This is a genomic window from Chitinophaga costaii (genome assembly GCF_900094705.1).
In the GTDB taxonomy this organism is placed as follows: domain Bacteria; phylum Bacteroidota; class Bacteroidia; order Chitinophagales; family Chitinophagaceae; genus Chitinophaga; species Chitinophaga costaii.
The window spans coordinates 1-3363 of the sequence record NZ_FMAR01000037.1; the positions used below are offsets into that span (position 1 = coordinate 1).

Here is a 3363-nt window from a genome sequence, read left to right on the forward strand (position 1 = left end):
CCTGCCGAAAGTGGGCGAGCCGCTGCAATACAACTACCGCTATGATCTGCTGAACCGTATCATCGGCATGCAAACCATCCGTAACCTGAATGTGGCCACCAACAACTGGACACCGGTAGCAGTATCCGACTTTGGCGAAACGGTGACCTATGACCCGAATGGGAATATCTTACACTACAACCGTAATGGTAATGCTACCTGGGCCGGCCAATCGCTGAACATGGATCAAATGCACTACAACTACCTGGCCGGCACCAATAAACTGGACAACATCAAAGACGATGTAGATCCTGCTGCTTACACGGAGGATATTGATAGCCAGGCAGATGCTAACTATGACTACGATGCAATCGGCAACTTGGTAAAAGACCAGCAGAGCAGCATCGACGATATCAAGTGGACGGTTTACGGGAAAATTTCGGATATTCATAAAACAACAGGTACGGCTACCACCATCCACTACACGTACGATGTGAGTGGAAACCGTATCAGTAAAACCGTGAATGGGGTGCTTACCTGGTATGTGCGGGATGCAACGGGCAACGTCATGAGCATTTACACCCGTGGAGATAATAGCGTGAATACGGGTCATCTTACCCAAATAGAAACAGATATCTACGGCAGTAGCCGCCTGGGTATTGATGAAAGTAAGAAAGACCTGGAGGAAGCCGGAACAACGGATAATGGGGTGCTGTTTAATTTCAAACGTGGGGAGAAGGTGTATGAGCTGGGGAATCATTTGGGCAATGTATTATCGACCATCGGAGATGCTAAGTTGCCAGGGAGTAGTAATGGAAATGAAGTAGTAGACTATACGCCAAAGGTGCAAAGTGCAGGGGATTATTATCCGTTTGGTATGCAGGAGCCGGGACGGACGTTTAGTAGTGCGGGGTATCGGTATGGGTTTAATGGGAAGGAGAATGATAATGAGGTGAAGGGGGATGGGAATCAGCAGGATTATGGGATGCGGGTGTATGATCCGAAAGTGGGGAAGTTTTTGAGTGTGGATCTTTTGCAGAAGAAATACCCTGAATTAACGCCTTATCAGTTCGCCTCAAATACTCCTTTACAGGCAATTGATTTAGACGGGTTAGAAGCTTTTTTTATCCACGGAACTGCCAGTGATCCTTCGAGGTGGACTGAAAATAGTGGAACTATCCCTCAATATTTGAGGATTTCCGGAAATACAAAATATGATGCAACATTTGAATGGGGAACTAGAGTGGCAAAAATTCAGCCTAATGCAACTAAACCTGGAAACGGTTACTTAAATCAAAATACTGATAGGGAAACTGCTGCACATGCATTGGTTCAACATATTATTAGTTCTGGTTTAATTGATCCTAAAGAAGGGGTTGTTACATTGATTGGACATAGCCACGGCGGAAATGTTGCTATTCAAGCCGCAGATGAATTAAGAGAATATTTAGACTCTAAACCCGAATACAAGGATATGAAAATTAACATTATCACAATTTCTACCCCTGCAGAAAATACTCCATTTGCTAATGAGAATCCAAGAGAACATATGGAATCTATTAATAAACATCTGCAGTTATACAATGAAGAAGATGTAGTTCAAAGAACTCTTTCAAATGTAATGAAAGACAAAAGTAAAATTATGCTTCCCTTTCTTCGGACTTATAGAAATTTCAACCTCTTTAGTAATGATTTTACACAAAATCAGAAAATAGATGTTTCCAAATACTATGGAAATCATAAAATTGCAACTAGTGTTGAAGCTCATTCATTTGACGCTAATCATCCCGATTTGTTAAATCAAGTGCAACCCATATTTATTAAACGATAGTATATGAATAAATTTGTCCAACTTTTACTCGCTTTTTCATTTATATTTATATCTTGTGAACATCAAATGCCTTTAAAACAAGGGAAAAGTGAAATTGAAGAATACTTAAAGGACAACTATAAAGGCCAGTTTTTGATTGACTCCATATGCAAACATTTTAGTCGGGATTTATTTAATCAACAAGTAGGATTTAAGGTTTGGTTGCGAGATAATGACAACAATCGTTTTGGTCCTATTTTTTTCCAAAAAAATAAATACCAAGGAGGTTGGATTACTTATGGAGGAACAAGCGTGTTAACAGAGTATAAAAAGGTTTATAATGGCCCCAAGTCTCAGTATGATAATGGTCCCACAAAACAGAGCCGGTAGTTAAGATAAACTAGAACATCTTAAATTGCCAAATCATGACAAAGAAAAGCAGACGTAAATTTAGCGGGGACTTCAAAGCAAAAGTAGTGCAGGAAGCCCTAAAAGAGCGCAGTACAGTAGAAGAACTCGCAAAGAAGTATGAATTGCATCCTACGCAAATAAACACCTGGAAGCGGGAAGCGGCAGCCAAACTAGCTGGTGCTTTTGATGCTGACAGCTCCAGTAGTAATAATGAGCAGCAGGAAGAAAAACTGGAAAAGCTGTATGCTCAAATCGGCCAGTTGAAAGTGGAAAATGATTTTATAAAAAAAATTGCGGTAGCCCCTTTACAACGTCGCAGAAATATGATAGAGACTCAGCATGATATCTTAAGTGTTCGGCAGCAGTGTCAACTACTCAACTTACATCGTAGTGGCCTGTATTACCAACCTGTGGCTGAAACGTCTGAAAACCTGGCTATCATGCGTTTTCTGGATGAACAATACTATAAGACTGCATTTTATGGAGAAAGACGTCTAACGGTGCTATTACGCAGTAGCGGTTATCATGTTAATCGTAAGTGTGTGAGGCGACTGATGAAGGTTCGACTATCTTGGCCGCATCACAGAAGTAGGACAGTTGAAGAGTACTACCGCGATGACAGACCTGGTATCCCGCAGTGAAAGCGCCCTGGATACCTGGATAGCCAATGTGGCCAGTTCCAAAGAGCAGATCACCATCACCAGTTACGACCTGCCACACACACCACTGGAAGGGTACCTGTGGAACGCAGAAAACCTGCGGAACAGGGTTTCCTGGAGTGCCGTGTACAACACGGGGGCCCAATTACAGGATGGGTATGATCGCGCTTCCGCTACTTATTACAGCTATGACGTACATGGAAATGTGAAGGAGTTACTACAGGAATTTAACTCCGGTATAACAGGCGACAACTCCACTTTGGGTCACTATAAAAAGATTGCTTACAATTATGACCTGATCAGTGGAAAAGTAAATACAGTAAGCTTCAACCCCGGCCAGCCGGATGCTTATTACCATCGCTATAGTTACGATGCAGAGAATCGTATTACCGACGTAGAAACCAGCCGCGACAGCCTATTCTGGGATCATGATGCATTTTACCAGTATTATAAATATGGCCCGCTGGCACGTACCGTATTAGGCCAGCAGCAAGTACAGGGCAT

General features: G+C 42.3%; 4 protein-coding genes. All 4 read left to right on the forward strand.

Annotated elements, in window-relative coordinates; translation table 11 throughout:
* On the forward strand, positions 1–1810 hold a 1810-nt coding region (locus tag GA0116948_RS20715; protein ID WP_211434884.1), incomplete at its 5' end, for an RHS repeat domain-containing protein.
* A gap of 3 nt (positions 1811–1813) precedes the next feature.
* On the forward strand, positions 1814–2179 hold the full coding sequence (locus GA0116948_RS20720; protein ID WP_089715793.1) for a hypothetical protein: 366 nt from the start codon (positions 1814–1816) through the stop codon (positions 2177–2179).
* 35 nt (positions 2180–2214) lie between these two features.
* Positions 2215–2841: a transposase gene (locus GA0116948_RS20725; RefSeq protein ID WP_089715795.1), complete on the forward strand. Its 627-nt coding sequence runs from the start codon at positions 2215–2217 to the stop codon at positions 2839–2841.
* Positions 2798–3363 (forward strand): hypothetical protein (locus tag GA0116948_RS20730; protein ID WP_139111396.1); only part of this gene is annotated, 566 nt, incomplete at its 3' end. The genes GA0116948_RS20725 and GA0116948_RS20730, both read left to right, overlap by 44 nt.